The following is a 22826-nucleotide window of genomic DNA, read 5'->3' on the forward strand; positions in this document are numbered from 1 at the left end:
ACATCGTGTGGAGGTAATACACATGAATGGAGACAGTTATCGGATGAAAAACCGACAGAATTTGTTTTAAGCAAAAGTGTTCACTCTAAATTAGCAAAAAGTGTTCAATTCTACTTGACGGTTACATGGAGTAAGGATGACATAAATAAATATGTTGAAATAGCATATAATGATTTGAAAAGTCAGGGGAAAACTGGGAATCTAACATATGAAATAGGCGGGGAAAGGATAGATGTTTTTATTCATCCTGACGGTCAATTTGGTAGTGTATATGGAAGACATAAGTTTACGGTTGAGGATATTAGAAAAATGACCAAATAAGGAGGAAAATGATGTTCGAAATATGTTTTAAAATATTTGAAAATGAGAATGTTGAAGAAATGGAGCTAAACGGGGCAGATGGGTATTTTCAATTTATAATTGATAACGAAACCTACGGTATTATTATCCCAGAAGAGATTGATGAATTTTCAGTATCTATTTATTGGTGGGTTTATTATTTTTTAAAAGCGGTTTTAATTTTGAAAACCGAAAACTATGTTTTAATAAATGATATTGAAAAACCTAAAGTTTGGATTGAACTAAAAAAAGTAAAAAATATAGTAAGGATAAGTAAAGTAACTGCTGATAAACCTGAAGGAAGTGGAGCAATAGAAACGAAAGAAATGCCTAATTTAATTCATCAAGATTGGGAAGACAAACAAGTTACTTATGAGAACTTCAAAACTGAAGTAGTAAATAAAGCTAAGTTTTATGTCAATGAAATAAGAGTTTTAAACAACGAGAATAGAAAAGATATTTTGAATTTAGAGAGTTTGATAATGGAAATAGAAAAATAATTTGATATTGTATCCACTTTAATTGATGGTGTATTTAAAAATAAGATAGTCAATTAAATTAACGAGCTCGTACAAACTTATAAGTTTCTACGTAGTAGTATTAATGAAATACAAATTTATAATACCTAAAAACAAATAAACTTTAAAGCACTTGACGCTTATGGGCCACAAGTGCTTTTTTCGTTTTTGGATAGAAGTGAGTAGACACATTATACTATTATTAGTGTGCTAAGTATTAAATATCTATAGTTTGTGTACAGTATAATGTAAATCACACCGTTCCTCCATAGATACGAAGACAATTAATTAGCAACGGAAAAAGTGGATAGTAAATTGATCAGAACAAAGTTCCAAGTAAAACTGACAATATTGAAGATCTTATTGAAAGAATGCAAGATAATCAAAGAATCTTGAATAATAGAGCTGGAGATATATTCATTTTACCCATAAAAAAATAATGAAAGTTGAGGTTATATATAATGGTAGAAAAGTTAACAACGTCCATAGTGCTATATGGTAAAGTTGATTCCTTAGATTCAAATAAGTGGGGAGATTTTTATAACTATATATCTAATTTTATTAAGTCAATAGATTTGGTTCCAAACTATATGGCTGTTTCTAGAGAATCAGTTAAAAGTAGTAAAATTTCTTCTAGAATAAGAGTAGAAATGAATTTATTTAAGGCAATAGAAAATAAAGAAGAAATTTTATCGTTATCTTTATATAGCCTTCCGGAAGATTTCGAAACAGCTGCCTTTGATTATAATGCATATATATGTAGAACAAGTAGACTAAGTTATCCACATATAATAGTGACGTTACCTATTGAGATTTACGAAAAAATTGACTATAAAGAATTAATAGCGGGGCTGAAAAATTTTATAGAATTTAAAGATGGCGAAATATTTAATATGTCTAATTTGGAAAGTCCCCAATTATATGCCTCTAAAGCAAATGCTCCATCTTCATTTAGAACTTTAGATGTGAAGGTAAACTTATAATAACTTACTAAGTCATAGACAGAGAATATAGAAAGAACAGGGGATATTTATATTCTTCCACCTTAAATATCTGAATAGGAGTGATTAAGTTGCAAAACCATATTACAACCTCAATAGTTTTATATGGAAAAATAGATCAAACTTATTCAAATAACTGGAGTAAGTTTTACAATAATGCAAAAGAGTTTACAACCAAATTAGGATTTAGTCCAACTCATATTGGTATATACGGTCAATCATTTAAAACAGGGGAAATTAAGGATATAAATAAAATAGAGAATAAACTAGTTAAATCTTTAGAAAAGAATGAAGAAACTCTTGCCATTTCCATTTATTCTTTACCTGAGAATTTTAGTTCAGCTGCGTTTGATTATGAAGTATATATAAGTTTAGAAAACTTAGATGACAAACTCTATATGTTGATTGCTACATTTAAAGATGAAATATATAATTTTGTAGATGAAAGGGATTTTATTGAAGAATTTAGTAATTATATAAAGTTTGAGGCAGGGCAAATTTTTAAATTATCTAATCTCGAAAGTCCTCAGATTTATGCTTCTAAAGCAAATTCATTACAGACTTTTAAAACATTAGAAATACTAAAAGATTTTTCTTTAAAATGAAATTCATTGAAAACCGAGGGTCCTTTGAAAAGGGATACTCAAAAATAAATAATTCAACAAATACCTTGATTGGTTAAAACCCTTTCAAGGTTTTATTTTTATTGAAATGAAGTCAAGTATTCAATTGGTAAACAAATAAATAAATTTTTTGCAGTAGATATAGTGAATATGAATACAGCATTTAAATTAAGTGACTCACAATACAAATATTTAATTGACAAAGGAGTTGTAAAATATTGAGATTAGTTAACACCTACCTCTCAAAACATGACTTAAAGAAAGAAGAAATTGAAGTGATTTGCAATATTTTTAAGAAACAATATGATGAAAATATAGAAGTAAATAGCTATAAATATGATGATCGTAAATATTATGAAACTGATATTGATATAATTGACATAGAATTTCTAAAGGAGAGTATTTATAAAGAAATTGATAAGTTGATTAAGGTTCATGAAATGGTTATTCAATTAGTTAACCAAAATGTAGAAATAATTGTAGCTAATGATGATACTGATACGGAAATTCAAATATTTGAAAAAAATTGGAATGATATATCTGGATTTGGATTATTTATTACTTCAAGAAATATTCAAGATGTTGAACCCTATTATACTTCTGATACTTGTAACGCATATGTGAATTTTGAAAATGTTAGCTTTGGAGTAATGTTCGAATAATGTTTATTATGTAGAGACAGTTCTTCCACTTCCTTTTTGTAATCCTTAACAAAAAACATTAAAATATAGGATGAATGAATGATTTACTATCCTCCTCCATAACATTCATTACGAGTACTAAAGTCTACTCTTTCTTTTTTACCATTGGATATTAGCTGACCTTTTCCAGCATAATAGAGGAATAATTCATTATGGAAATGATGGTGCGCGTATAGTGAGGTGAGAAGAATGGCTGTGGGATTTAAAGTGAAATATTACTGGTATCAAGTCGGGCATGGTGATTTCTTACATTCTTTTTTCTATACAATAAGTTATCATTTAGAACAAAATGGATGGGGAACTGAATATCCTTTATTATTAAATGAACTTTATAACGGGAAACTTGATAATAAGAATATTGATAGCGCTATAAATGAATTAGAAGCAATTAAAAAGAAATTACAGGATTTTACCCCCTCACAAGTAATATGGAACATTGATGACTTGTCTAAAAGCCCGCCTTGGGCTGATAATATTAGTAAGGATATCACAAACTTATCTAATTATTTTATAACAAGTGAGAGTGAGGACTTAATTGATATTTTAATGAAAGCATTGGAGAAGGGTCAAAAAACTAATTCCGATGTTTATATAGAAAACTTGTAAATAATATACTTACACATGATGACCTTGAAATTAGATCAAGGTCATTTTCTTATTGTTTAGGTGATACGTAGATACTTCGTAGAGATAATTTGCAGCTAATATGTTTGATGAGTTAGAAAAATTATTAGATGAAAAGAATCCTATAATTTTATATTATGTTATGACGGCTATTAGCAAATTTGGGCAATAAAGATTAAGCTTGATATGACAAAGCTCAAATAACTCGGTCTAGTCGCATATGGCAACAACTCACGAAACGATTTCCTCGATGACTGGTGAAACGATGAAAAACGTGAACATCATAGCATGCGGAAACGTTGCGATTGCCTCCCACTCGGATTCCCGGACGCACAACACGTCTAAGTTTTGTGGCGATTGTTCTTCTTATTCTCTAATTTGATGTCTCTGATATTTACGTTAAGCATCATTGTATTCACCTCTTTCATCTTTTAATTTTGGTTTATTTATATTCATGTCTTTTATCGGGCATGACAGCACAGGGTAGCGCGACATGTCAGAACTAAGATGCGAGGGAAAACTATGGGACTCTACGCTTTAGGTTTTTTATTAATCAACACTTTATCGGATAATATAGAGGCAACGGGGTTTAAATGTGACGGGTCACTTATGTATCGTATATGAAAAAAACCCAAGGCATTATGCCAAGGGATTTTATTGATTTTTATTATTTTACATACGTAACATGACTACCAGTTCCACCAGCAATAGGTAGTTTAAAGGTATTTGTATTGGTGCCAATTTTCAGCTTAACATTAGTTTTGGTGGATATGTTAATCCCACGGACATTTACATATTTGTTTGATAGTTTACCATCACCAGTTATGACGTTTTGTGAGATGGTTCCTTCGTTATCAGTAGAGCGTATTGCAATAGCAGCAGGTACTACATACGTCTTGTCCTGTACATCCTGAATTTTATTTTTAGTAATTAAAAACTGAGTATTATGGGTGTTGATACTAATAGCATTAGCGAAGCTATTCTTCAAGGTATTTTCTTCTATTATTAAATCTTTCGTAAGCTTGGCACAGATTGCACCTGAGATACTGCTTCCTTCTTTCCCTGCATTTGTTAATTGGTTACCGCTTATCGTAAGACCACTGGAATAATCTGACGTTGATCCGGCAACAATAATGCCACAACCTTTGCCGATTCCTTCGATTTGGTTACATTTTGCCGTTGAGCGTTGTGTACCAAATATTCCTTTTTTGCCATCACCTGTCGCATTAACAAACGCTATACCGACTTTCGCGTTTCTTATTTTATTATGGTTAAACGTAATATTTTCTCCACCATGCGTGTCTAACGCTTCCCATAATGGGATATCTTCTATGGTGCTATTTGTTACCGAGCTGTCTTTGCTTCGTGGATATTGTTTCAGGTCACTTTTAGAACCTTTCCTAGAAAAGAACACGCCATATGCATTTCCGTCGGTTCCCGGAGCAATAGCTTTAATATGGCTCTTATCTACGTTGAAATTACTAACAGAGAAACCGCCAATGCCTGCATAGCCGATGTCCTCAATGTTTGTATTTGTAACAGTCACGTTGTCTGCAAATTCGGCTTTTATGCCGTAAAAACCGATGTCATGAATAAAGCTATCATGAATAACAATATTTTTAGCATAATTCGCTGAATTCGGGCCATTAATGTTTATTCCGATACCTTTTACACCAGCCTCTTTGTTGCCTGCGCCCTGTATTTCTAAACCGTATATCTTCACCCCGCTACCTATCGTTAGCAGTGTCATGTGCTTTTTATCATTATAAATTTTAGAACCATAACCAATAATAGTTGTATTATCAGGAACTTTTAATCCACTCACCTCAAACGAACTATCATATGGTAATACAACAATTTTACCTGCTCCGAGTTTCAATGCATTTTGTAGTTTTTCAGTCTTATTCGTAGTTTCTACAAGTACAACTTTGTCTTTATTACTATCTGAAATGCCAATTTCAAGTCCAAGTTTAGCCTTTTCTAATATTTCTTTTTCTAACGTATTGATACCAAGGGATTCTGCGTTCACTTTCACTTCTACACCGACAACAATGGTCAGGACCATAATTATTGCTAAAATACTGGTAAATAATACTCTCGATAATCTCATCATCATCGTCCTCTTTCATCTTTTAATTTGTGATTTATTTCTGCTCATACCTTTTATCGGTCTTATCGGTATAAAGTAGCTAATCAGACCATCTTTAGGTGTGATTAAAAAACTATTATTTTTTTGAAAAGTAGGTCTTAATTACTTGGACACAGACTATGTATCGGATTTTTAAACCACTTATTTACATAAAAACAAAAAAAAGTCCCGTCATAAATGGGACGTGTATTTTTATTTACCGCGAAGTTCCGCTTGTTGTACTAATCGTTTGGTAATCTCTCCACCGACAGAGCCGTTTATGGCGAGCTTTGCATCCGCATCGAGTGACACACCAAATTCAGATGCAATCTCCATCTTCAGGTTATCGATCGCTTGTCTTGCACCGGGAACAACCAGTTTGTTTGAGTTAGAATTAGCCATGTGATTTCTGTCTCATTTGCATGAATCATCAAGATGGAATACTACCTTGTTTTGTTCAGTATGTTCCATTTTTCTAGGATTATTCCTTATTTATCGAGGAAGGGATGGATTTTTTAGAGCAGGTCATTGAGGCTCAAAAGAAAGCGGGACTCATATGGTATTAAGGAAGAAAATGAAACAGCAGATCGCTTGGTAGAACAGGGACATGATATTGAAATGTGTAATGAAGAAGTAAACTGTGTGAATGGATACGGTATAAAAGAAGCATCAAATCCAGATTTTTTATTGAAGGAGAAGTTCTTGACTGTTATGCACCTATAATAGATACAAATGTTGATAGTATTCTTAGAAATTTAAGGTCAAAGCCAAAAACACAGACTGAGAGAAATTCTAAATCTAGATGATTTCACTCCTGAAAGAGCATCGAGGTTATTGATGGGATTCTAATAAAAGCTAACCCGAAAGGAGATTTAAAAAATTTAAAAGAATTATTAATTGTAAAAGAGGATAAAATCACAAGAATACTTGGAGGGTAAAGATGAATGGATTACGAATTGTTTTTAGAATCAAATTTAACAATTAGATCACTTGCAGAAATTATAGAAGGAATATTAAACGAATTGCCCAACGAAAAAGTAACCGTGCAGAATGATGAAGAGGAAATATACATTGGAATTAGTTATTTCTCGCTGGCATTTGAAAATGAGGATATATCTGATATTGCTTTTAAACATTATAATATCGATGTTAATGTAAGTATTAGAGTGCAATTATTTGGAAACAGCTTTTATGATGGCTTAAAAAATTGTTTAAAGTCATAGGTAAGCTTATGAAATTAGTTGAAGGAAATCTATTATTTTTAGAAAATGGATCAGATCAATTACTTAGAAAAGAAAATGGTCAATTAATTGTCAAAAATGATTTAGATCATTATCAAATAAAATACTTAACAAAAAGTTTGCTAAGTTTACTTGACCATTCATACGTTAAACATAACTTACCAAACTAAGATAATACTTGTTCTCTGTGAGATACCTTGTAGCGATGATTTTATGCAATATCAATATTAGATATTTAGCCCCTATTTCAAAAAGATTCTCGAGTATTTATATGCATATTACATTGAATGGCAATATGCTTTCAAGGTTTCTTTTAATTTATAATGAAGAAGTTGATTAAAATATACGTAAAGCCAGTTAATAGTTTTAAAGAAATTGAAAAAGATTTTACCGATGGTTTAAATACCCGAATAGACATGGCATATGGTCGCATACCTGATTTCATAATTACATATAACAATTGGAGCTTCAGAATTTGGAGTTATCTTAAGGATTATTCCTATAGGTAAATTTAGTATTTTCAGTCCCCGTAGTCTCCGCCTTTTCATCATCAATAGGCTCCTTAGCAACTCGGCCAGCTACTTTATTAAGAGGTTGTTGAGAATCTTCAAGCAGTATATGGAGGAAAATAATCTATGAGAGAAGAAAAAAGAAATCATAATACTGTATGGTATAGCTATGGAGAATACTCATTTAAAGTTAATATATTGGATAGTGGTAATGCTGTAGTTTGGGTTAACTTTAAAGGGTTCAATATAGCTTTCCCAATAATTATAAGAGAATTTTTATATGTTGTAGAAGAATTTAATTTAGATGTAATAGTCAATTCTGAATGGAACGGACATAAAGGTTTTGAAGTAAAACAAGAGGAAGTAGATTTTTTAATTGGTGAAATACTAAATTTTTGCCTTGAAAATAATCTTGATACTATGGATTTGGTTGAAGAATATTCAGCCAATGAGTGGTATGAATAATACTAAGTCTTCTGGTAAAAGTAACTTATTGAAAAACGTGTAAAGCAAATTAATAAGCAGATGAGTGATTTAACTAAACAAACTAAGTAATCTTTTATTAATGATCAAGATGGCACAAAAGGTATTTTAAGTTAATGTGGACGAGCTGTCTTAATGCTCCATTACCAAGTGGTTTCAGTAAATAGAGGAGGAAATTGAATGTACCAAAAAGTAGATACAGTATTATCTAAAAATAGCGCAGATAATTATTTTTATGACGATGAATTTATGTATGTGCAAGAATTGATGAGTGAGTTTACTAATATTGATTGGGAGAATTTAATTAGAGTATTAAAAGATAAAGATGATAAATATAAAATTAGATTGGCCTACAGTATAAATGAAGATAACGGAGTATATGGATTTAATTTATTATTAGATTTACTTAATGAGAGTGATGAAGTGGCTGAATATGCAATAGATTCTTTACGTTCTTTTGATGGAGAAGAATATAAAAAAATAATTGCTTCGAATAAGCAAATAAAGCCCAAAGTAGAAAGATTAATAAAAAATGCTAGTTTACCTAGTGAAAGGATTTTAGAAGCATTTTTACAACAAAACAAATTATAAAAATTCGCATATATTATTAAACTTAAAAATGTTACAAAATCACTTGATTTCCTAAAATTTAGAGGGAAGAAAGTATATAAACTAAGGATAGGATATTACATCATTACTGAATGTAATGTGCAATGAAAGAAGTATAAATGCTTAACAAATAATTATCCATTGAAAAGAGTGATTAAGATTAGAATTTTTGAAGAGTTTCTTACAATTGAGGAAGTTGATCGTTTTATTTCCAGCAATCCATTAAGCTTTATTTACGTATCCCATAGAGAATGCACGGTTTGTCATGCTCTTTTGCCACAAGTGAAGGTACTTATGGAAAAGTTTCCAGATATACAGCTAGCACAGGTTGATTCGGCTGAAGTGGAGGAGGTTGCAGAAAGGTTTATTGTTTTTTCAGTCCCTGCTATGCTTCTGTTCATAGAGGGAAAAGAATATTTGCGGGAAGCACGAATGGTCCATATGAGTCTTTTCGAAGAGAGATTACAAAAAATTTATGAAGGATATAAAAATGAAAGGTTATTCTAGTATGAGCTAGGAATAGCCTTTCATTTTTATCTAATAGGGAAATGAGATTGGTTCGTCGCAAGATAAACAACTCATCATTATAAAGCGTCTAAGAGCAAACCCATACTAGCATATATAATCACCGTAAAGTAAATAACAATCATATGGATTAATGAGAATTTAAACATTTTGTTTGCCCAGTCTTTCATATCCATTTTGCGTGTTCCGAATAAGCTTAATCCCAACCAAAATAGGCCTAAAACAAGTGAAACTAAAGTGAGACCTAAGCTAAGCGGGTAAAACAAAAAGCTAGATAGCACTAATAGAATTAAATAGAAATTTGTTTGGATATACGTGCGTCTTCCTGCTTTAACAACGGGAAGCATTGGAATGTTTGCAGCAGCATAATCATCCTTTTTTCGAATGGCGATAGCGTAAAAGTGAGGCATTTGCCATATTACCATAATTAAAAACAATGCCCAACACGCGGGGTGCCAAATATCAGGAGCGACAGCTGCCCAACCGATTAAAGGGGGCATTGCACCTGAGATGCTTCCAACTTCCGTGTTCCAGATGGTATGGCGCTTGGTCCACATGGTATAAGGAACTACATAAAAAAATACTCCCAAAAATCCAAGTAGGCTTGCTAATGGAGACGCCAAATATAATAAAATTAATCCAATTACTAATAATAGAATTGCAACTATTAACACTTTCTTAATCGATATAGCACCTGTTACGGTTGGACGTACCTTCGTACGAGCCATAATAGCATCGATATCGCGATCATAAATGTTATTAAACGAACCAGCGGCAGCAATAACGGCTGCTGTTCCTAAAAATGCAAAAACTACATTCCAAATATTATCTACAAAGCTGTACTGATAAGTATATAAAGCAAGCATTAAACCAGCAATCATTGGAATAAGATTAGATTTAATGATTCCTGTTTTAACTACTTGAGCCCATAACGTTTTTTGTGAGTGTTTAGTCATCGTATTTCATAGCTCCTTATTTATCCACTTGAACTAATATAACCTATATGATTAGCTAAAATCTATATATTAACTCTTTTTTATAATCATATTTGAACAATTTAGGTCTATTTCTACATATATAATAGTCGCATAGCAAAAACAGTCCTTCTGATTACAAAAAGGACTGTTTAAGTGAATTGATTTTAATGGGAAAAATGGAAATTTAATTAATCGATATTTACAATCACTACGATAATTGTTAAGACGAATACGGGCAGACCAACAATTACTGATAATATAGAGATAAAGTTCTTAATTTTACTATCCTCTTTTAAAAATTTCTCTGCAATTTTATAAATAATGACTCCAAGGAATCCACCAATAACATTTAAAATAATATCATCTATGTCCGTTGCTCCTAATGCAAAAACATATTGAAAAACTTCAATAAATAGGCTCAATAAGAAAATGGAACATAAAACCCTTGCAACGGATTTAGTACTGCTATGAAGACTCAGATAGATTCCTGCTGGGATGAACATTAAAACATTTCCCCAAATATTCATATCTACAATTCTTGTTCCGCCAATACCGTTATCCGCCATAATATAATTTTTTATAGAATGCAATGGAATGAAATTAACACTTCTAAAGCTATCTCTCCCTAAAAACACGATGTCAATTAACAAAAATAGGTAGAAAAATAATATGCCCCAATAAAATATATTTAAATACTTTTTCATTATGGTTTATCCCTTCACTCAATTACTTCTTACCCACTATACATTAAACTCTTTAAGAAAATGTAAGGCAAACTCTTAAGGAAATATTAAATAATGTAATTTATTTTCTTCCACCAAATAAATTATTTCCTCAATCTTCTAGATTGAATTTTGTCCTCAATAGTAGTTTTATCGAGTAACTTAACTCTTAAGGTTTTTGTAAGAAATAAGTAAGACAAAAGATATTTCTGAAGTTTAGTATAAATCATACAGTAGGGAGGAGGAAGGGGGTGTAATCATCCCAAAATCGTCCAAGTCAATTCTAGATAATTGGAACAATGCTATGTACGTAATAAATGGGGGTTAAAGAGGGTCATCAACAATTTGGTAATTATTTTAGCATGGGTTTGTGTAGAGGGCTGCAGATAAATGGTAGTTATTCAGAAAAGCGAGAGAACCTTGCGGAGAAGGAGCAGAACCTTGCGGAAACGAGCTAGAATCTTGCACAGACGTGAGAACCTTGCGAAGAAGGAGCAGAACCGTGCAGAAACGAGTTAGAACCTTGCGGAGACGGGAATAAACCTTGCGGAAACGAGCTAGAATCTTGCACAAACGAGATAACCTTGCGGAGATGGGATTAAACCTGGCGGAAACGAGCTAGAACCTTGCACAGACGGAGCAAAGCCTTGCCGTACTGAACTAGCCTGTGGTAAAAGCATGCTATTTAATAACCAATATTCACTTATACTGAAAATCATTTCATAAAAAGGAGTTAAAAAGATGATTAAACGAATTCTTGTAGTACTCATTTTAGTTAGTACTTGTCTTTCTTTCAGTCCTGTTTACGGGGCGGAAAATGGATATACACCATCAGGTATTCCTTTAAATAAGTTAGAGGAGGAAATCGATGGGTTTGTCTTAAATCATATTGGCCATTCAACACCTGGTGCTTCTATTGTAGTTGTAAAAGATGGAGATATTGTGTTTTCTAAAGGATACGGTTACGCAAACATTGAAAAAGAGATATTAGTAAATCCACAAAAAACGGTTTTTGAATATGGTTCTATTAGTAAATTGTTTGTATGGACAGCTGCAATGCAACTAGTCGAACAAGGAAAATTAGATTTAAATGAAGATATTACAACATACCTTCCTAAAGATTTTGTCTCCAAGTTAACGTATGAAAAGCCTATTACAATGAATCAAATCATGAGTCATACAGCGGGTTTTGAGGATTATTACTTTGATTTAATCATGTCTACCCCAGAGAGTGTAGATTCTTTAGAAGAAGTTTTAATCAGTAGGCAACCGAAGCAGATATATGAACCAGGTAGTACAATGGCATATTCAAATTATGCGACTGCTCTAGCGGGTTACGTCATTGAACGAATTGTAGAGCAAACTTTTTTAGATTATGAGATGGAACATATTTTTCTACCACTTTCCATGCACACCACATCAGGTGATCCAACTCTAGCGAAGTACACAGAACTTGAAAATAAAGCGAAAGGTTATATACCAAAAGAAAATAAGGAATTTACAGAAGGAAGTTGGTCATATGTTCCACTCTACCCGGCTGGTTCTGTAAATGGAACAGCTGAAGACTTAGCGAGATTTGCTGTCGCGCTAATGCCAACGAATTCTACTAGCAATCCACTTTTTTCAACTGAAGGCACTCTCGACAAAATGCTAACACAAAGCTATTCTCCACATAGTAATCTGCTCTCTAACGCACATGGCTTTTGGGAATATGATGGTAAAGTGAGAGGGGTAGGCCATGGAGGAAATACAGCTGCCTTTAGTTCAAATATGGTAATTGCACCGGATGAACATTTTGGAGTAGTTGTTTTAACAAATGCCTCAGCTGAAATGAATGTGACATCAGGAGTCATAGATTTACTTTTTGGTAAACCCGATGACATGACTCAAACACCAACAATTGAGATGCCAAGCTTTGATGAAATTGCTGGATTGTATGTTGCAGCTCGCCAATCACGTAGCACATACACGGAGTTTCTTGGTTTTCTACCACCCTTAAAAGTCGAAGCGGTATCAAAAGATAAAATAAATATAAGCCTTTATGGAATGGAAGGTACCTACACTCAAATCGATCCTTATTTATATACCCTTACATCTAGTGAGAATCCGATTGTGGGATATATTCTTTCAAAAGCTTATTTTGAGGTGGACGAATTCGGAGTAAAACGGCTCACCAATGGTCAGGTTGCTGATTATTTACCTTTAGAAGGGGATCGAAAGCTGCCATGGCTAATAATTAGTTTAGGCATAGTACTAATTAGTGTATTATATTTTATTTTCTCACCTATCATTTGGCTAATAAAATCATTAAAAAATCACAAGCAAAATATGCAGCCCTCAAAAGAAACAAAACTATTTTGGTTGATAAATTTAACTGGAAGCTTGTTAGTCATAAATAATATTGTTCTTGTTATTCGTACTATTGTTAGCTCCTCGATGCTTTATTTAGATGCGCTTCAGTTACACATTTACTTAAACTGGTTCCTTCTTTTTGTAGCAGTAATTCTTGTCATTTTAGATTTAGTTAATTGGAAATTAGTAAATTTGAAAAAAAGCCATAAATTTATACGAGTTTTCACAATATGGCTCATTGTATTATTAGTAGCCGTATTAATGAATTGGAATTTCTTTAATCTTCTATAAAAATAATTTTTGAACCAATAAGTATTGTACAGGATGGCTAGAAGATGTTATTAGGAGGAAAGATGTATAGTGGATAATAAGTTAAGTTATGCAAAAAAGCACCCCATTAAAAGTATAATACTGATTGAGATTAGTTTTTTACTAGTAGTTTTTATAGCGGGGGCGATTGCGACGATTAAACAATTAAGTTACAATTCTCCGATATTAATATCGTTCATACCAACTGCACTAGTATTAATCATTTATTTTACATGGAAAAGAAAATGGACCTATTTTGGTTTTAAACGAGTATTAATCAGAAAAAGCTGGTATTCGTATTTGCCTCTACTTCTTATTTTAATTGTATTATGCTTTCAAGGGTTTAGTTCCCAGCCTCTTGAAACAATTATATTCTTTGTTGGTTTTGCTATTCTAGTGGGTTTTGTGGAAGAAAGTATTTACAGAGGAATAATGATTAAAATATTATTGCCACTAGGTATGCTTCCAGCTATTCTAACTTCGAGCATATTATTTTCTGTTACCCACATGCTTAATTTGTTATCTGGACAAAGTTTAGGACAGACTGGACTTCAATTGATTTATTCTTTATTAATAGGAATAGTGCTTGCACAATTATTTATAAAAACAGAAAACATTTACCCTCTAATTTTGTTTCATGGCCTTCATAATCTGCTTCAATTTTTAGGAAACGGAGAATCCAGTGTCATTCTGGATACGACAGTGATTGGTATTTTAGTTATAGCTATTACTGTCTTAGCATTTTCTCTGCGGAAAAATAATACAGTAAAGAATGCTTTTATTCATGAAAGAATTTAAATGATTAAAGGCTATACATTTTGAACTAAACCCCGAATAGTGGCTGCTTTTAAAAGTAGACCAATTCGGGGGTTAATGTTTTTCATGGTGAATGTCGAGCTTCCGGATGGTTCATTGCTTCAAGAAGAGAAATAGCCTTTAGGAAAATAATCTTCACATAAGGTAAGTTAGTGCTTAGGATTTAATATGGCAAACATTTCATGGTCTTCCCATTTTTCGTTAATTTCTACACTTTTTTTTGCCAATCCCTCATTGTGAAAACCTACTTTTTCTAAAACTCGAATGGAGCCTGTATTATTTGGCATGACTCCGGCTTCTATTCTGTGTAAGTTGAGTGTCTCAAAAGCGTATTGAATAACTAGACGAGTAGCTTCAGTGGTATATCCTTTGCCATTATGCGCTTGATCCAAGGAATAGCCTAAAAGGGCGCTTTGACGAGGTCCGCGGACTACTTGAAATAGTGAGATAGAACCTATTAATACGTCGCCATCTACTTTAAAAATTCCAAACTGATATGCGGAATCCTTTGTCGAATTTTGTGCCCATTTTTCAATTAATTCTTTTTGAGTTTCTATAGTCCAGTAGTTTTCTGGAAGAGCTACGGAATAGTTTTGTAAAAATGCACGATTCCTGATTTCTAAATCTAGCAGTTCTTCCGCATCTGAAACAATAAACGGACGAATGTATATATTTAATGTTTTTAACATCTCATATCTCCTTCTCTAAGAAATAAATACAGTATATCATAGTGAATTATGGAGATAAATGGTTGAGGTTCTTTCGTTAAAATTGATATTCGCATTATTTCATTTTCTTTAATTAGCATGAGAATTATACATATCTAGTTTTCCAGAAAAGAGATGATTGCGATTGTCTAGAAAATCTTTCTTAATCGGTGTGTGCGATAGCACTGATCTCAATTAGTTGCTCAGGGAAAGCCAAGTAAGTCACGCCGATACAACTGCCGGCTGGACGATGTTCTCCGATATATTCTTTGAACATTTCTATGACTTGAGTAAAATGTGATTGAGGATTTGTTAGGTAGAGCTCCACATAAGCGAGATTAGATTTTGTTACACCAAACCCCTGAAGAACAAGGTCTAGATTTTCAAGTGTCTGACGGGTCTGCACCTCAATATCTTCCTCTCCAACGAATACGCCCTCTTGATTGTGTGAAAATTGTCCTGAAATGTATATGGTATTGTTAACGCTATAACCTTGTGTAATCCCGTGATCCCAGAGATTATGATTGTATGTTTTTATATTATTCATTATTTTCTCTCCTTTATTTCAAAGTAAAGTAAGTATAAAATGAATAAAAAGAAAAAAATAGTACGCACATTCTTGGTAGTTACTATCAGAAAGGATAGTGTCAAATGAGTATGGAGGAATATAAAGAGAAAGGGAATATTCAAGAGACATCTTTTGGTTACACCTTGTCGGTAGTAGGTGGAAAATGGAAAATGCTAATTCTTTATCTGTTAGCTGAAAATCAACCAGTTCGCTTTAATGATATGAAAAGACAAATAGGTGCTATCACCTTTAAAACATTGAGCTCACATCTTAAAGAGCTAGAAGCAGATGGTATCGTTAAACGGAAAGAGTACCCACAAATACCTCCAAAAGTAGAGTATAGTCTTACACCTAAAGCAGATACTTTATTACCTATTTTGGAACAGCTATGTGAGTGGGGAGAAAAAAATCGCAATAATTAATAGTTTATGAGAATACGAGGGATTTCTGTTACTAAAAGCTACGACTAAGGCTGGGGGGATTTTATGGGATGGATCGTATTGCTGTTTATAGGTTTTATTTGGATTATATTGTTCCAACGCAACAAAACCTCATATAAATTTGGTATTACTCCAAAAACATTAGAATTAAAGCAAATTAAAGGATTAAAAAAGCTAAATGATACCCTGGAGCAAACCCTTAATAGCAGTTTTATGGAAAATGTAGAAGTGAGGGTAAGGAAAAATAATAGATTAAAAGAAAATGAATATGAGTGGCGTCTCCTAGATTTAAAACGTTATTTTATTATGACTGCTCTGTTAAGGGAGTCGCCAATGTTTAGTGAAAAAGTGGATGAATTATGGCATGAGATGCTTATGTTTACCCGTGAGTATGATAATTTTTCAGTAAATTATTTAGGTGCAAAGCTGCATCATAGTCCAAATATAAAGATAGAACCCAATCCAAATTTACGTGGTTTTTTTGATTGGGTGTATGCAGAGCTATTTTTTATAAGACGCGAGAATAGCCATCTGTACAAGGGCTTTTTTAAAAATCCTGTTCATCCATCGGTTATGGAAGACTTTAAAAATTTATCAGAAAATGAATTAATCGATATTTACTTTAAACGCGATTCGAAATATATGAAGACTGTACTTGCGCTTATTACTTCGATGAAAAATACCGTGCATGGAGTAAGAGATTACGAAAAAAAGATTATACATAAAAAATTGAAACAAGGAAAAGCTCATCAAAACTTCAACGCAATGCTCCTTCCTTTCTTGTCGGTTTCATATTTCCATTATAATGATTTTTCAAGTTACATGAAAATAAGCAACAGTGACAATTTATCGAATAACACAAGTTGCGGCTCGGCAAGCTCCTGTAGCTCTTGCTCTTCAGATAGTTCCTGCTCAAGCTGTGGTGGAGGAGATTAATAAGGAGGCTGGAATAGAGCCAGTCATTAAATAAAAGGAGGTGAAATCAGAAACTTGATTTCATCTCTTTACTTTTTTGTAAGGTAACTGATTTCTCATAAAAACTCACTGTTATTGTTTGAAGCGGAGGCGGCATTTCCTGGTCGAACAGCGAACTGAAAGCCTAAGCAGTAGCATAGGAGTCTTATCATAAGAGTGAGAGGTAAAGCATACTAATTAAATGTGAAGTCAGAGTAGTTTCGTTTATTAAACGAGCTGTCATTATTTTAGTAATGGAGTTTTGGAAAGCGTTTTCGTTAATTTGTAAGAAAATTCTTTATTTTCTATTAATCTAGGATTATAATTCTATTTGAAAGCGGTTTCACCTTCTAATTATTGCTTTTTTTTTATATTATTTAGAAACCGGTTTCCTTAATGTATCAAGTAGCTTAGTTTTTATGATGAGGACAATATGGGAGGTGCATGATACAAAAATAATAACTTTCATTATTTTTGTTGAAGAATTACAACCTGTAAGAAACATTGATCAAAAAAATGTAGGGGGAATCATTTTGAGAAGTTTGAAAAAAATAAGTGCATTGGGCTTGTCGACCGTTCTTGCATTATCATTGGCAGCTTGTAGTGGAACTGAAAAGGAATCGTCTGGTAATGAAAAAGGCGGAGGTTCACAAGAACAAATTACATTAAACTTTTGGACTTTTGGAGCTACTGGTTATGAAGACTTGGCGAAAGCCTATGAAGAGGAAAACCCTAATGTGAAAGTAAAAGTAAGAGCTGCTGAAACTGCAGAGCACCATGATGCGTTATTTACCGCATTATCGGCAGGAAGCGGAGCTCCAGATATAACGATGCTAGAGATTGATCAATTGGATCGCTTTAAAGCAGCACAAGACCAGTTCGAAAACCTTTATGATCTTGGTGCAAAAGATATTCAAGATCAATACTTAGATTGGAAATGGAACACAGGTGAAAACAATGCTGGTGATTTCTTAATCGGCTTACCAACGGATATTGGTCCAAAAGCTTTATACTACCGTACAGATGTATTTGAAGAGGCTGGCTTACCAACAGATCCTGAAGAAGTGGCTAAACTTATCAGTTCTCCAGAAGCATTTGAAGAAGCAGGTATACAGGTGAAGGAAGAGACCGGTAAACCATTCATCGATAGTATAGAAATGGCATTCAGAGCTTATTTAGATGCAGCACAAGAAACCTTTCTTAATGCAGAAGGAGAATTATTAATTGAGCAAGAGGGAAATGCGGTTAAAGAGGCATACGATTATGCTGTAAAGCTTAATGAGCTTGGAATTGTCGGAAAATTTGAAATGTGGTCGCCTGAGTGGGCGAATGCTGTAAATAAGGGGGAATTTGCAGCTGAATTAGGAGCTGGCTGGTTAAAAGGTTGGATGGAAGGCAATGCACCAGAGGCTGTCGGCAAATGGAGAGTAGCGACATTACCAACGGAATTTGCTGCAAACTGGGGCGGTTCTTTTATCTCCATTCCAAAAGAAACTAAAAATGCAGATGAAGCTTATAAATTTGCAGAGTGGTTAATCTCTCCTGACAATCAAATAAAATCATTCCAATCAAAAGGATTATTCCCATCTGCTCCGTCTGTTTACGAAATGGATTCCTTCAAAAACAATGAAGATGAGTTCTTTGGTGGCCAATCAACAGCACCAGTATTTGCTCAAGCAGCACAAGACATCAATGGAGCGGTGTATAAAGGAGAAAAATACTTCCCGGTTTATCAGGAAGTACTGAATGCCTTAAAGGATGTTCAAGCTAAAGGGGCAGATCCAGAAAAAGAGTGGGCTGCAGCAGTTAAGCGTGCAAAGGATTTAATGAATCGCTAGTAAAGAGAATAATAGATTTGAAGGTGGATGAGGAGTTGAATGAGCTTCCATTCCACCTTTCATAGGACATGAGGTGAGTATATGAGTGCTGTAAGTAATAAGGAAAAGGTAAGAAAAAAAAGGTACATGTCCGAAGCAAAAAAAGATATGGCTTCAGGTTATTTATATATTGCACCTTTCTTTATTATTTTTGCTATTATTGGGTTATATCCAGCATTATTTAGTATTTATCTAGGTTTTCAAAAGTGGAATGGATTAAGTCCTATGACTTTTGTTGGTTTAGCAAATTTTAAAATAGTATTAACAGATCCTCTTTTTTGGAAATCAGTATACAACACAATTGTCATGGGAATTATGGGAACCGCCCCTCAATTAGTGTTTGGAATCATTTTTGCCTATTTATTAAATCTGGCATTTTTAAAGTTTAGAAATTTCTTTCGCGTAACAATTTTTATGCCGTATATTACTTCCATGGTGGCTGTAGCTCTTATTTTTAGTGTATTGTTTAGCGATCATGAATCTTCTTTAGCCAATTATGTATTAAGTTTGGCGGGGCTGGATCCTGTGAGCTGGAGCAGCTCTGAGTGGGGAACGAAGATTGCCATTTCGATTATGGTATTTTGGCGGTGGGTAGGGTATAACACCATTATCTATCTTGCTGGTATTCAAAGTATCCCAAGCTATTTGTACGAAGCAGCAACGATCGATGGAGCAAATAAATTTCAACAGCTTATATACATTACCATACCGATGCTGAAGCCATTTATCATTTTAACGGTCTTCACTTCAACTGTAGGAGCTCTGCAGTTATTTTCTGAACCAACCATCTTTTTAGGAACTAGTGCTTTTACAAGAGACGAAGCGATGACAATTGTTATGTATTTGTACCGGGACGCTTTTAAACTCCAATCTTTTGGGACGGCATCGGCTACAGCTATCATATTATTAGTATTGATAACCGTTTTTGCTACGATCAATACATTATTAACCTCAGGCATTGGTAGGAAGAAAAGAGGTAGAAACTAGTGAATAAATCGGAAAAAGGAAGAAAACCGTCCTTTAGTAAAATCCTTTCTTATGTACTTTTGTCCATTGCATCCCTACTTTCGTTGTTTCCGTTTTACTGGATGTTTGTAATGGCAACAAGCCCTAGCTCTGCTTACAATTCCATTCCACCAACGATTACACCTGGGAGCTTATTAATAGAGAATTTTAAAAAGGTCCTGGATAAAATTGATTTCTTTCAAGCCATGTGGAACTCACTGATTGTTTGTTCAATTGTCACCGTTGTCGTTTTGTTTATCAGTTCATTAGCTGGCTTTGCCTTTGCGAAGTTTAAGTTTCGAGGTAAAAATATACTTTTTACTGCTATCCTCTTAACGATGATTATACCGCCTCAATTAGGGTTAATTCCACAATATTTCCTAATTTCTAAGGCAGGACTACTGGATACGTTACCAGGTGTGATGGTATTGTTCTTCCTTAATCCTCTGGGTATCTTCCTGATGAGACAATATATTAGTCAATCTGTCCCAGATGAGCTAATTGAAGCGGCAAAATTAGACGGATGCTCCAACTTTAAAATTTATCGTAGTATTGTACTTCCCATTATACTTCCGGCATTTGCAACTTTAGGAATTATTGTATTTTCGGCTGCATGGGGCGAATTTTTATGGCAATTTACAGTTTTAAGAGATCCGGAGATGTATACGATTCAAGTTGCTTTAGCCCAATTAAGTAATACACAAAATGCAGACTTTGGCATGATCTTATCGGGTGTCTTTTGGGCAACTATCCCACTTTTGATTGTTTTCCTATTGTTTAACCGCTTATTTATATCAAGTATTACAGAAGGCTCTGTGAAATAAAGTAACGTGTAATAGAAGGGATAAGAGATGAATTTAACTATAAAAGATATCGCACAAATGGCAGGTGTCTCCCCAGGCACTGTTTCAAAGGTCATCAATAACTATGAAGGCATTAGTGACAAAACAAAGAAACAAGTGATGGATGTCATTAACCAAAAGGGGTATGAACCTAATTTTTCGGCAAGAACTCTGGCAACAAAAAGATCAAATCTTATTGGGCTGATCTATGCTGGAAAGATTAATGTGGAAATGACACATCCTTATTTTAATGAGGTTATTTCAGCATTTAAAAAGAATATAGGTCTACTAGGCTATGATATTATCATGTTTTCCAATGAACGCTTTCAAATGGGGCAAGGCAGCTATTTAGCACGATGTCGACATTTTCAAGTGGATGGTTGTATCGTAATTGCCGGTGAGGAAGTGGAAGAGGCTATCTATGATGTAGCAAAGGAAGGAATTCCATGTATCGGTATAGATATTGAGTTAAAAGGTCCGAAATCTAGCTACATCATGACAGATAATGTGGATTTATCAAGAAAAGTAGTAGAATTTTTTTATCTACATTCCGTTAGAAAGATTGGTTATATAGGTGGGAAATGGGATTCTGCGATTTCTCGTTATCGGAAACAGGGTTTCTATGAAGCTATGCATCAATTTGGTCTAGAATTACGCGAAGAGTGGATTGAGTATGGTGACTTTCATGAAGAAAGCGGATATGAGGCGATGAAAAAAATACTGCAATGTAAAGAGCATCCAGAAGCTGTCTTTGCTACATCTGACCTGATGGCTTTAGGTGCTTTAAGAGCGATAAAGGAAGAGGGGCTAAGTGTACCGCAAGATATTCAAATTGTCGGGTGTGATGACATTGTGGCTTGTCGTTATAGTGAGCCAAAACTTACGACAGTAAAGCAGGATAAAGAAAAGTTCGGGAAATTATCCGCTTATATGTTAAATGATTTGATAAATGGAGAGACACAATTAAAGCCAGTGTTGATCGACTCCGAGTTGATGATAAGGGAGTCGTGCGGAACGAACAGGGTTGATAGGAGGTAATTTTGTGAATTACTATGCTGTTTTTGATGTTGGAGGTTCTTCTATCAAATATGCCCTTATGAATGATTTAGGAGAGTTTATTGAAAAGTCATTTGCTCCCACTCCTGAAGCTAGTCTTAAGCTGTTTGTGGATACGGTGGAATCTATCGTAAAGGATTTCCGAAAAAAATACGAACTAAAGGGAATAGCTATAAGTGTACCTGGTGCTGTCAATGTAGAGACCGGATATATAGGGGGAGTCACAGCACTTCCATATATCCACGGACCGAGTATTAAGGAGCTTCTACAGGACCGGACACATATACGGGTTGAAATTGAAAATGACGCTAATTGCGCGGGGTTAGCAGAAGGATGGATCGGTGCTGCAAAGAATATTAAGGATTACCTATGTATCGTGATTGGGACCGGTATCGGAGGAGCTATAGTTCTTGATAAAAAAATTAGACATGGCAAGAACCGTTTTGCTGGAGAATTTGGTTATATGATCATGGAGGACTATTTAGAGGAACCAATAGGGAAAACGTGGAGTACTTTAGCTGCAACTGGTGGATTGATAAACCAAGTGGCAATACGCGAAGGAATGGAACCGAATGCCCTTACAGGTGAAAAAGTGTATGAATTGGCTGAAGACGGTAACAAAGAGATACAAAATGAAATAGAAAAATTTGTGAAACGATTAGCAGTAGGAATTTATAATTTACAGTATGTAATTGACCCAGAAAAAATCTTGATAGGTGGAGCCATCAGCACGCGAGAGGGTTTCATTGAACAAATCAATGAAACCTTAAATCAAATGAAACATGATAAGGATAGTTTAACTATTCAAGTAGAAAGATGTCAGTTTGGAAATGATTCTAATTTAATCGGAGCTTTGTATCATTTCATACAGAGACAGTCGATGCATGGAGAATAGCTAGG

The 22826-nt window shown here is 33.8% G+C and carries 27 protein-coding genes; 20 read left to right on the plus strand and 7 right to left on the minus strand.

Annotation, left to right across the window (positions count from 1 at the left end; translation table 11 throughout):
• The 6 genes from M3627_RS17285 to M3627_RS17310 all read left to right on the plus strand — a co-directional run.
• The coding region (locus M3627_RS17285; RefSeq protein WP_251556732.1) for a hypothetical protein at positions 1-321 on the plus strand (321 nt) is incomplete at its 5' end.
• A gap of 11 nt (positions 322-332) precedes the next feature.
• Complete coding sequence (locus tag M3627_RS17290; protein WP_251556734.1) at positions 333-839, plus strand: hypothetical protein; 507 nt, start codon at positions 333-335, stop codon at positions 837-839.
• A 479-nt stretch (positions 840-1318) separates the two neighbouring features.
• Positions 1319-1840, plus strand: coding sequence for a hypothetical protein (locus M3627_RS17295; protein WP_251556736.1), 522 nt, complete (start codon positions 1319-1321; stop codon positions 1838-1840).
• Positions 1841-1929: 89 nt separating this feature from the next.
• The gene (locus M3627_RS17300; protein ID WP_251556739.1) at positions 1930-2463 is read left to right on the plus strand and encodes a hypothetical protein; all 534 of its coding nucleotides are present in this window, start codon (positions 1930-1932) and stop codon (positions 2461-2463) included.
• Positions 2464-2699: 236 nt separating this feature from the next.
• Positions 2700-3143, plus strand: coding sequence for a hypothetical protein (locus M3627_RS17305; RefSeq protein ID WP_251556741.1), 444 nt, complete (start codon positions 2700-2702; stop codon positions 3141-3143).
• 228 nt (positions 3144-3371) lie between these two features.
• Positions 3372-3788: an immunity 70 family protein gene (locus M3627_RS17310; RefSeq protein ID WP_251556743.1), complete on the plus strand. Its 417-nt coding sequence runs from the start codon at positions 3372-3374 to the stop codon at positions 3786-3788.
• Between the two features lie 685 nt (positions 3789-4473).
• Here M3627_RS17310 and M3627_RS17315 read toward each other — a convergent pair.
• Positions 4474-5919 carry a right-handed parallel beta-helix repeat-containing protein gene (locus M3627_RS17315; RefSeq protein WP_251556745.1) on the minus strand — a complete coding sequence of 482 codons (1446 nt, stop codon included), beginning with the start codon at positions 5917-5919 and terminating at the stop codon, positions 4474-4476.
• A gap of 228 nt (positions 5920-6147) precedes the next feature.
• Positions 6148-6336, minus strand: a complete 189-nt coding sequence (locus M3627_RS17320) for an alpha/beta-type small acid-soluble spore protein (protein ID WP_251556747.1) — start codon at positions 6334-6336, stop codon at positions 6148-6150.
• Between the two features lie 126 nt (positions 6337-6462).
• On the opposite strand from M3627_RS17320, the gene M3627_RS17325 reads away from it, so the two are divergent.
• The 5 genes from M3627_RS17325 to M3627_RS17345 all read left to right on the plus strand — a co-directional run bounded on the left by M3627_RS17325 (position 6463) and on the right by M3627_RS17345 (position 9283).
• Positions 6463-6657: a hypothetical protein gene (locus M3627_RS17325; protein WP_251556749.1), complete on the plus strand. Its 195-nt coding sequence runs from the start codon at positions 6463-6465 to the stop codon at positions 6655-6657.
• Between the two features lie 221 nt (positions 6658-6878).
• Positions 6879-7157 carry a hypothetical protein gene (locus tag M3627_RS17330; protein ID WP_251556751.1) on the plus strand — a complete coding sequence of 93 codons (279 nt, stop codon included), beginning with the start codon at positions 6879-6881 and terminating at the stop codon, positions 7155-7157.
• A gap of 653 nt (positions 7158-7810) precedes the next feature.
• Positions 7811-8149: a hypothetical protein gene (locus tag M3627_RS17335; RefSeq protein WP_251556753.1), complete on the plus strand. Its 339-nt coding sequence runs from the start codon at positions 7811-7813 to the stop codon at positions 8147-8149.
• Between the two features lie 198 nt (positions 8150-8347).
• Positions 8348-8758: a hypothetical protein gene (locus M3627_RS17340; protein WP_251556755.1), complete on the plus strand. Its 411-nt coding sequence runs from the start codon at positions 8348-8350 to the stop codon at positions 8756-8758.
• Positions 8759-8926: 168 nt separating this feature from the next.
• Complete coding sequence (locus tag M3627_RS17345) at positions 8927-9283, plus strand: thioredoxin family protein (protein ID WP_353056478.1); 357 nt, start codon at positions 8927-8929, stop codon at positions 9281-9283.
• 77 nt (positions 9284-9360) lie between these two features.
• Here the strand turns inward: M3627_RS17345 and cyoE are convergent, their stop codons facing one another.
• The 3 genes from cyoE to M3627_RS17360 all read right to left on the minus strand — a co-directional run bounded on the left by cyoE (position 9361) and on the right by M3627_RS17360 (position 11770).
• Positions 9361-10257 carry a heme o synthase gene (cyoE, locus tag M3627_RS17350; RefSeq protein ID WP_251556757.1) on the minus strand — a complete coding sequence of 299 codons (897 nt, stop codon included), beginning with the start codon at positions 10255-10257 and terminating at the stop codon, positions 9361-9363.
• 209 nt (positions 10258-10466) lie between these two features.
• Positions 10467-10982, minus strand: a complete 516-nt coding sequence (locus M3627_RS17355) for a VanZ family protein (protein ID WP_251556760.1) — start codon at positions 10980-10982, stop codon at positions 10467-10469.
• 575 nt (positions 10983-11557) lie between these two features.
• The gene (locus M3627_RS17360) at positions 11558-11770 is read right to left on the minus strand and encodes a hypothetical protein (RefSeq protein WP_251556762.1); all 213 of its coding nucleotides are present in this window, start codon (positions 11768-11770) and stop codon (positions 11558-11560) included.
• Between M3627_RS17360 and M3627_RS17365 the strand changes: the two genes are divergently transcribed.
• Entirely contained in the window at positions 11742-13643 is a 1902-nt protein-coding gene (locus tag M3627_RS17365; protein WP_251556763.1) for a serine hydrolase domain-containing protein, read from the plus strand. The genes M3627_RS17360 and M3627_RS17365 overlap by 29 nt on opposite strands.
• A 69-nt stretch (positions 13644-13712) precedes the next feature.
• A complete protein-coding gene (locus M3627_RS17370) occupies positions 13713-14459 on the plus strand; it encodes a CPBP family intramembrane glutamic endopeptidase (protein WP_251556764.1) in 747 nt (248 codons plus the stop codon).
• Between the two features lie 167 nt (positions 14460-14626).
• Here M3627_RS17370 and M3627_RS17375 read toward each other — a convergent pair whose 3' ends face one another.
• Positions 14627-15166, minus strand: a complete 540-nt coding sequence (locus M3627_RS17375) for a GNAT family N-acetyltransferase (RefSeq protein ID WP_251556765.1) — start codon at positions 15164-15166, stop codon at positions 14627-14629.
• 181 nt (positions 15167-15347) lie between these two features.
• The gene (locus M3627_RS17380) at positions 15348-15731 is read right to left on the minus strand and encodes a RidA family protein (protein ID WP_251556766.1); all 384 of its coding nucleotides are present in this window, start codon (positions 15729-15731) and stop codon (positions 15348-15350) included.
• 104 nt (positions 15732-15835) lie between these two features.
• Between M3627_RS17380 and M3627_RS17385 the strand changes: the two genes are divergently transcribed.
• From M3627_RS17385 to M3627_RS17415, 7 genes are all read left to right on the plus strand, one after another.
• Positions 15836-16174 carry a winged helix-turn-helix transcriptional regulator gene (locus tag M3627_RS17385; RefSeq protein ID WP_251556767.1) on the plus strand — a complete coding sequence of 113 codons (339 nt, stop codon included), beginning with the start codon at positions 15836-15838 and terminating at the stop codon, positions 16172-16174.
• A 63-nt stretch (positions 16175-16237) separates the two neighbouring features.
• Positions 16238-17128, plus strand: coding sequence for a glycine-rich domain-containing protein (locus M3627_RS17390; protein ID WP_251556768.1), 891 nt, complete (start codon positions 16238-16240; stop codon positions 17126-17128).
• Positions 17129-17679: 551 nt separating this feature from the next.
• Positions 17680-18984, plus strand: a complete 1305-nt coding sequence (locus tag M3627_RS17395) for an ABC transporter substrate-binding protein (RefSeq protein ID WP_251556769.1) — start codon at positions 17680-17682, stop codon at positions 18982-18984.
• 81 nt (positions 18985-19065) lie between these two features.
• The gene (locus M3627_RS17400; protein ID WP_251556770.1) at positions 19066-20010 is read left to right on the plus strand and encodes a carbohydrate ABC transporter permease; all 945 of its coding nucleotides are present in this window, start codon (positions 19066-19068) and stop codon (positions 20008-20010) included.
• On the plus strand, positions 20010-20852 hold the full coding sequence (locus M3627_RS17405; RefSeq protein ID WP_251556771.1) for a carbohydrate ABC transporter permease: 843 nt from the start codon (positions 20010-20012) through the stop codon (positions 20850-20852). The genes M3627_RS17400 and M3627_RS17405 overlap by 1 nt, the downstream gene beginning before the upstream one ends.
• 27 nt (positions 20853-20879) lie before the next feature.
• Positions 20880-21908, plus strand: coding sequence for a LacI family DNA-binding transcriptional regulator (locus M3627_RS17410; protein WP_251556773.1), 1029 nt, complete (start codon positions 20880-20882; stop codon positions 21906-21908).
• Between the two features lie 4 nt (positions 21909-21912).
• A complete protein-coding gene (locus M3627_RS17415; RefSeq protein WP_251556774.1) occupies positions 21913-22821 on the plus strand; it encodes an ROK family protein in 909 nt (302 codons plus the stop codon).
• Positions 22822-22826: the final 5 nt, after the last annotated feature.

The organism is Psychrobacillus sp. MER TA 171, assembly GCF_023713305.1.
GTDB lineage: Bacteria > Bacillota > Bacilli > Bacillales_A > Planococcaceae > Psychrobacillus.

Bases quoted from the DNA above. Each gene is read 5' to 3' on its own strand.
- M3627_RS17390 (WP_251556768.1), top strand. From the start codon at position 16,238: ATGGGATGGATCGTATTGCTGTTTATAGGTTTTATTTGGATTATATTG.
- M3627_RS17335 (WP_251556753.1), top strand. From the start codon at position 7,811: ATGAGAGAAGAAAAAAGAAATCATAATACTGTATGGTATAGCTATGGA.
- M3627_RS17360 (WP_251556762.1), bottom strand. From the start codon at position 11,770: ATGAGTACTACAAGAATTCGTTTAATCATCTTTTTAACTCCTTTTTAT.
- M3627_RS17385 (WP_251556767.1), top strand. From the start codon at position 15,836: ATGAGTATGGAGGAATATAAAGAGAAAGGGAATATTCAAGAGACATCT.
- M3627_RS17290 (WP_251556734.1), top strand. From the start codon at position 333: ATGTTCGAAATATGTTTTAAAATATTTGAAAATGAGAATGTTGAAGAA.
- M3627_RS17375 (WP_251556765.1), bottom strand. From the start codon at position 15,166: ATGTTAAAAACATTAAATATATACATTCGTCCGTTTATTGTTTCAGAT.
- M3627_RS17365 (WP_251556763.1), top strand. From the start codon at position 11,742: ATGATTAAACGAATTCTTGTAGTACTCATTTTAGTTAGTACTTGTCTT.
- M3627_RS17355 (WP_251556760.1), bottom strand. From the start codon at position 10,982: ATGAAAAAGTATTTAAATATATTTTATTGGGGCATATTATTTTTCTAC.
- M3627_RS17330 (WP_251556751.1), top strand. From the start codon at position 6,879: ATGGATTACGAATTGTTTTTAGAATCAAATTTAACAATTAGATCACTT.
- M3627_RS17380 (WP_251556766.1), bottom strand. From the start codon at position 15,731: ATGAATAATATAAAAACATACAATCATAATCTCTGGGATCACGGGATT.
- cyoE (WP_251556757.1), bottom strand. From the start codon at position 10,257: ATGACTAAACACTCACAAAAAACGTTATGGGCTCAAGTAGTTAAAACA.
- M3627_RS17340 (WP_251556755.1), top strand. From the start codon at position 8,348: ATGTACCAAAAAGTAGATACAGTATTATCTAAAAATAGCGCAGATAAT.
- M3627_RS17315 (WP_251556745.1), bottom strand. From the start codon at position 5,919: ATGATGAGATTATCGAGAGTATTATTTACCAGTATTTTAGCAATAATT.
- M3627_RS17310 (WP_251556743.1), top strand. From the start codon at position 3,372: ATGGCTGTGGGATTTAAAGTGAAATATTACTGGTATCAAGTCGGGCAT.
- M3627_RS17400 (WP_251556770.1), top strand. From the start codon at position 19,066: ATGAGTGCTGTAAGTAATAAGGAAAAGGTAAGAAAAAAAAGGTACATG.
- M3627_RS17295 (WP_251556736.1), top strand. From the start codon at position 1,319: ATGGTAGAAAAGTTAACAACGTCCATAGTGCTATATGGTAAAGTTGAT.
- M3627_RS17410 (WP_251556773.1), top strand. From the start codon at position 20,880: ATGAATTTAACTATAAAAGATATCGCACAAATGGCAGGTGTCTCCCCA.
- M3627_RS17320 (WP_251556747.1), bottom strand. From the start codon at position 6,336: ATGGCTAATTCTAACTCAAACAAACTGGTTGTTCCCGGTGCAAGACAA.